The organism is Brevundimonas sp. TWP2-3-4b1 (genome assembly GCF_049897665.1).
GTDB lineage: Bacteria > Pseudomonadota > Alphaproteobacteria > Caulobacterales > Caulobacteraceae > Brevundimonas > Brevundimonas subvibrioides_B.
The window spans coordinates 1-5,921 of record NZ_JAFCWQ010000048.1 but is presented as its reverse complement, the minus strand read 5'-3'; the positions used below and the strand labels follow the sequence as shown (position 1 = coordinate 5,921).

At 61.6% G+C, this 5,921-nt stretch carries 6 protein-coding genes and 1 pseudogene; 6 read left to right on the top strand and 1 reads right to left on the bottom strand.

The window, feature by feature from the left end; all coding sequences use genetic code 11:
- On the top strand, positions 1-226 hold a 226-nt coding region (locus tag ACP7A5_RS17670; RefSeq protein WP_426043124.1), incomplete at its 5' end, for an alpha/beta hydrolase.
- A gap of 253 nt (positions 227-479) precedes the next feature.
- Positions 480-696 (top strand): annotated as a pseudogene (locus tag ACP7A5_RS17665) (DDE-type integrase/transposase/recombinase); the annotation flags it as partial.
- A gap of 110 nt (positions 697-806) precedes the next feature.
- Here the strand turns inward: ACP7A5_RS17665 and ACP7A5_RS17660 are convergent.
- The gene (locus tag ACP7A5_RS17660; RefSeq protein ID WP_426043123.1) at positions 807-1,688 is read right to left on the bottom strand and encodes a transporter; all 882 of its coding nucleotides are present in this window, start codon (positions 1,686-1,688) and stop codon (positions 807-809) included.
- A gap of 183 nt (positions 1,689-1,871) precedes the next feature.
- On the opposite strand from ACP7A5_RS17660, the gene ACP7A5_RS17655 reads away from it, so the two are divergent.
- The 4 genes from ACP7A5_RS17655 to ACP7A5_RS17640 are packed head-to-tail and all read left to right on the top strand — an operon-like array spanning position 1,872 to position 5,423.
- On the top strand, positions 1,872-2,813 hold the full coding sequence (locus ACP7A5_RS17655; protein WP_426043122.1) for a metal ABC transporter substrate-binding protein: 942 nt from the start codon (positions 1,872-1,874) through the stop codon (positions 2,811-2,813).
- Entirely contained in the window at positions 2,810-3,697 is an 888-nt protein-coding gene (locus ACP7A5_RS17650) for a manganese/iron ABC transporter ATP-binding protein (RefSeq protein WP_426043121.1), read from the top strand. The genes ACP7A5_RS17655 and ACP7A5_RS17650 overlap by 4 nt, the downstream gene beginning before the upstream one ends.
- Before the next feature lie 35 nt (positions 3,698-3,732).
- Positions 3,733-4,560: a metal ABC transporter permease gene (locus ACP7A5_RS17645; RefSeq protein WP_426043120.1), complete on the top strand. Its 828-nt coding sequence runs from the start codon at positions 3,733-3,735 to the stop codon at positions 4,558-4,560.
- Positions 4,557-5,423: a metal ABC transporter permease gene (locus tag ACP7A5_RS17640; protein WP_426043119.1), complete on the top strand. Its 867-nt coding sequence runs from the start codon at positions 4,557-4,559 to the stop codon at positions 5,421-5,423. The genes ACP7A5_RS17645 and ACP7A5_RS17640 overlap by 4 nt, the downstream gene beginning before the upstream one ends.
- Positions 5,424-5,921 lie beyond the last annotated feature (498 nt).

Genomic DNA, 5,921 nt, shown 5'->3' with positions numbered 1-5,921 from the left:
CAATCTGCGTGGCCTCGCTCCCGTCACCATCGTCAACGCCGACATCGACCCCCTGCGGGACGACGGCGCGACGCTCGAGACCGCGCTGCGCTCGGCTGGGGTTCGGGTCGAACGCCGGAGCTGGGAAGGCTCGGTGCACGAGTTCTTCTCGATGGCCGACGTCGTGCGTGACGCCAGGGAGGCCCAGGACTGGTCGTTTGGTCGCCTACGGATGGCCCTAAGCTGAGAGCCTGGCGAACACACTCCCTCCCTGCAAACTAGATTCAGCGTCGTCGTTCGACGGATGTTGTCAGGATGAGATTCGCAGCTTCTACTCAGGCCTATTTCAGGGACACCGATCGGGCAAAAAAACGAAGAAATTCAGCAGAGGGTGGTCGATCAACAGACCTGCCCAACTCGCCGCTTGGGCATAGTATTCAACCAACGGCACCAAGTGTGGCTTTTACTTGACAACACCTCTGCACCGGCCGGTTCGGCTGCGGGAAAACAACCGCGTCGAGAATTCCCACCTCCCGATCCGACGACGAGAACGGCAACAGTAGCGGTTCAAATCGCAGGCTTCAGCACAGAGATTCCTCACCACCCACGCGGCGATCTACAACACCTTCAACACCCAGCGTCATTTGATCGACAGATCCAACCCTTCGCCGCTATCGCGCCGAAGCCGATGCCGGATGGGCGACTGCGGTCGCCTGATTCCGGCAGGGTAGGACGCTCCTCGACCCGGCGCGGCTATCCTGACAACGCCTCCTCACGTGCCCGTTCTCATCTCGTCGCCCGATTGCCATATGATTGACTAGGACCGCCTAGAATCTTCGTGACAATCCGGCAAAAAGGGCGATATCGTCAGCCGCGTCTGTGACGCCCAAGTTAACACCTGCATCCAATTGAATGCTGTCGGTCAAGGCGTAGGTGACGCCGACGTCGAAGGTGACCACCCACGTGGCACCGCCCTCGGAACTACGTTCCGTGAATACTTCGGCGTAAATTCCAACGCGGTCGGTCAGGGCAAAACCGACGGTCGCCAAGTTCACGAACGATGGCGATAGGCCGCTGCCGTCCGCATCCTCCAGCATGTCGATCTCGGTCATCAGCCCGATGCCGACGCGATCGGACACTGCGATCGCAAGGGGGACGATCAGCCCGAACTCCACCGCATCATTGCCTAGGCCGTTTGTGTTAGTCGGCGTCTTGACGAACGGCATCAGAGCCAAAGCCGTTCGGCCGCCATCATTGCCCCACAGATTGTGCTTCAACCGAACGGTGACGTCACCGAACCCCTCGGCCGTCGATCGCGTCCCGGACACCCGGTCGATCACCGTCCGGCGGATGTAGGAATCGATCACGATCTGCAGATCGGTGCTGTTGGTTAGCCCCACTTTCAGGTTGATCGGGCTGAGGTTCAGAGTTTCAGTTCGGAGGTCGGTGTCTTCATCCCGGTCGGTCGTGAAGGTCGCGAAATCCATCTCGAATTGGAAATGTCCGGCATCGACCGTATAGGCGCTTTCAGTCTTGTCAGGCCGGTCGGTGGACAGCTCGCGCATCAGCTCGTGCGGGGTCGGGTTGGTCAGGGTGTATCGGGACTTGTCGGGCTCCTGCGCCATGACGGTGGACGACGCGACCATTGAGACCGCGAATACGAAGCCCCTAGAACATTGAATATAAGACAAAATAGTAGAGATACGCATCACGCGGTCACCTCGACAGATGGGTGCGCAAGCGAAGATGGCGCGAACGCTCGCACCGAGAGGTGAGGCCCCGATCAACAATCTCCAAACAAATTTTCAGCCTCGACTAAAATATTTAGCATCAGGCAACTTTTGTGCGAGTCGGACGTATTCCACCGTTAGGCAAGCGTAGGGGAGACGACCTTGATCTCGGAAATCCGGCCCCAAATCACCCAGAGCCGCAGGGGCGTTCTTGCGCTCGCAGGCGGCGCATTCGCGTTGGCCGGAATGTCGGCCTGCTCGGCGCCAGATAGCGCCGGAGCGGGGGGCGGCTTCAAGGCGGTGACGACCTTCACCATCCTCGCCGACATGGCCCGCAACGTGGCCGGCGACCGGATCACGGTCGAGTCCATCACCCGCGCCGGGGCCGAGATTCACAACTATCAGCCCACGCCCGGCGACCTGCTGAAGGCCCAAGACGCCGACCTGATCCTTTGGAACGGCCTGAACCTGGAACTGTGGTTCGAGCAGTTCTTTGGCAATCTACGCGACGTGCCGGGCGTCACTCTGACCGACGGCTTGGAGCCGATGGGGATCGGCGAAGGCCCGTATAGCGGTCGGCCCAATCCCCATGCCTGGATGTCGCCGACCGCCGCCCAGGTCTATGTCGACAATATCGCCGGTGCCTTCACCCGCTACGACGCTCCGAATGCCGGGACCTACCAAGCCAATGCCGAGGCTTATAAGGCGCGGATCGCGGCCGTGGTCGCGCCCATCCGCCAGCGGCTGGCCGTCATTCCGCCGGAGCGTCGATGGCTGGTGACCAGCGAGGGCGCCTTCAGCTATCTGGCGCGCGATTTCGGGCTTCGTGAGGTCTATCTGTGGCCAATCAACGCCGATCAGCAGGGCACGCCGCAACAGGTTCGCAAAGTCATCGACATCGTCCGCGCCAATCGCATCCCGGCCGTGTTCAGCGAAAGCACCATCTCGGCCGACCCGGCTAGACAGGTCGCTCGCGAGACCGGCGCGGCCTATGGCGGGGTGCTGTACGTGGACTCACTCAGTGAGGCGGATGGACCGGTGCCGACCTATCTGGACCTGCTGCGCGTGACCTCTGAAACGATCGCGACGGGGTTGTCGGCGTGAGGGATACGACAGACGCCGCCGGCCTGGATATCCGCTCCGCGACGGTGACCTACCGGAACGGCCACACGGCGCTGTCAGACGCATCTTTCGTCGTGCCGGCCGGCAGCATCACCGCCTTGGTCGGCGTCAACGGCAGCGGCAAGTCGACCCTGTTCAAGGCCATCATGGGGTTCGTGCCGGTCACGGGCGGAACGGTTTCGGTGTTGGGCCTGGCGGTCAAGGCGGCGCTAAAGAAGAGCCTGGTCGCCTATGTGCCCCAAAGCGAGGATGTCGACTGGAACTTCCCCGTCCTGGTCGAGGACGTGGTGTTGATGGGCCGCTATGGCCGGATGAACTGGCTGCGGATGACCACCGCCGCCGACCGCGCGGCCGTCGATGTGGCGTTGGAGCGGGTCGGCATGAGCGATTATCGCAAACGCCAGATCGGCGAACTGTCGGGCGGCCAGAAGAAGCGGGTCTTCCTGGCCCGCGCCCTGGCCCAGGACGGACGGGTCATCCTGCTGGACGAGCCGTTCACCGGCGTGGACGTCAAGACCGAGGACGCCATCACCGATCTGTTGCGGGGTCTGCGCGACGAGGGCCGGGTGCTGCTGGTTTCGACACACAATCTGGGGACGGTGCCGGAGTTCTGCGACCACGCCGTCCTGCTCAACCGGACCGTAATTGCCGCGGGCCCGACCGAAGAGGTTTTCACCCAGGCCAATCTGGAAAAGGCGTTCGGCGGGGTGTTGCGCCACGTCATCCTGGGCGACGCGGCGTTGGGTTCCGGGCGTCGGGCAATCGGGGTGCTGACCGACGACGAAAGACCGTTCATCGTCTATGGCAAGCCAGGGCCAGTCGGTTCCGAGCGCACCCCCGAGCCGAGCCCGGAAACGGTCCCGTGATCGCGACCCTGATCGAGCCGTTCGGCTATGGCTATATGATCAACGCCATGTTCGTCAGTGCCTTGGTCGGGGGCGTCTGCGCCTTCTTGTCGGCCTATCTGATGCTGAAGGGATGGTCGCTGATGGGAGACGCGCTGTCGCATTCGATAGTGCCGGGCGTGGCCGGCGCTTACATGCTTGGGCTGCCGTTTTCGCTGGGGGCCTTTCTGGCCGGTGGGCTGGCGTCCGCGACCATGCTGTTCCTGAACCAGCGCACCAAGCTCAAAGAGGACGCAATCATCGGCCTGATTTTTACGGCCTTCTTCGGCCTGGGGCTGTTCATGGTGTCGCTGTCTCCGACGGCGGTGAACATCCAGACGATCGTGTTGGGCAATATCTTGGCGGTGACCCGGGCCGACACGATCCAGCTGGTTATTATCGCGGGCTTGTCCCTAACCATCCTACTGGCCAAATGGAAGGATCTGATGGTCGCTTTTTTTGACGAGAACCACGCTCGCTCCGTCGGCCTGAACCCGACGGTCCTCAAAGGACTGTTTTTTGTCCTGCTTAGCGCCTGCACCGTGGCCGCGCTCCAGACCGTTGGGGCCTTTCTGGTCATCGCCATGGTCGTGACGCCGGGAGCGACGGCCTATCTACTGACCGACCGCTTTCCGCGGCTGATCATGATCGCCGTCGCTGTCGGGGCGACCTGCAGCTTCGTCGGGGCATACCTAAGCTATTACCTGGACGGGGCGACGGGCGGGGTGATCGTCGTGTTGCAGACCCTGGTTTTCGCCACCGCCTTTCTGTTCGCCCCCAAGCACGGCCTGCTGGCCGCGCGTCGCAGACGACAAGCCGCTCATACCGCAGGTGTCGCGTCATGATCGAGATGCTGACGGGCCCGTTCCAGTTTCCGTTTATGCAGAACGCCTTCGCCATTGCCGTGCTGACGGCAGTGCCGACGGCGCTGCTGTCGTGTTTCTTGGTGCTAAAGGGGTGGTCGCTTATGGGCGACGCCGTTTCGCACTCTGTGCTGCCCGGCGTGGTGCTGGCCTATGTGGCGGGAGTGCCGTTCGTGGTCGGCGCCTTTGTGGCCGGCATGATCTGCGCCCTCCTTGCCGGCTGGCTAAAGGAGAACAGCCGGATCAAGGAGGACACGGTTCTTGGGGTCGTGTTCTCGGGCATGTTCGGTCTGGGGCTGGTCCTCTACACGGCAATCGAAACCGACGTTCACCTGGATCACATTCTATTCGGCAATATGCTGGGCGTGGGCGCTTCCGACCTGATCTTGAGTGGGATGATTGCCGTTCTCGTGGTCGTCGTCATCGGCCTGCGCTGGCGCGACCTGATGCTGTACGCCTTCGATCCGCAGCAGGCCGGAGCCTTGGGCCTGCCGGTGCGCTGGCTGCACTATGGACTTCTGTGCCTGCTGTCGCTCGCGATCGTCGGGGCGATGACGGCAACCGGCATTATCCTGACCATCGCCATGCTGATCGCACCGGGCGCGATCGCGTTTCTGGTCACGCGTCAGTTTCTGCCGATGATGATAGTCGCGGTCGTCATCGCCGTCGTCGCGTCGCTCGCCGGTGTCTATTTAAGTTTTTTCCTCGACAGCGCCCCGGCGCCGACGGTCGTGATGATCCTGAGTGCCATCTTCATCGTGGCTTTCAGCATGACGCAAATTTCCAAAGCGCGAGGTGATCTGAAATCACTGCGCAAGCGGGCTCGGTTAGAACTAGCCCAGTAATCTAACTTTGGCCGAGGACGAGTTGACGCCCCCCAACTGCTCCAACAGCAGCTCTCCGAGCTGACAGCTGACAGCTGACAGCTGACAGCTGACAGCTGGGTGCTGTCAGTCCAACGCTAAGTCGTCTCCACCGACGGGAGTCCGGGCAGGGGAGGCGATGCCTATGCGGCAAGCGTCTGCCACTCAGCCAGGGCGGCTGAGCGTTGGGCTTTTTATGTCTTTCTGCTGATAGGGTGGCGGTGCTGATTGAAGTGGTTGTGGAATGCGGCGTGGACCGAGCTGAACTTCTGCAGCGTCTTCATTTGCCTAAACTGTTGATCGGCGTTGAAGGCCGGACCCCACCCCATATGAGGTAACACATTGAATGAGCTCAATATCTCGGGGCGAGACGGGGTCCCGACAGACGCCTGTCAGCACACGCGCCAACGTATTATTATATAGTGAATCCAACCATCTAGGCTGCCTTTCGATGGGGTCCGATTTCGACGCCGATCCACA

Bases quoted from the DNA above. Each gene is read 5' to 3' on its own strand.
- ACP7A5_RS17660 (WP_426043123.1), bottom strand. From the start codon at position 1,688: ATGCGTATCTCTACTATTTTGTCTTATATTCAATGTTCTAGGGGCTTC.
- ACP7A5_RS17645 (WP_426043120.1), top strand. From the start codon at position 3,733: ATGATCAACGCCATGTTCGTCAGTGCCTTGGTCGGGGGCGTCTGCGCC.
- ACP7A5_RS17640 (WP_426043119.1), top strand. From the start codon at position 4,557: ATGATCGAGATGCTGACGGGCCCGTTCCAGTTTCCGTTTATGCAGAAC.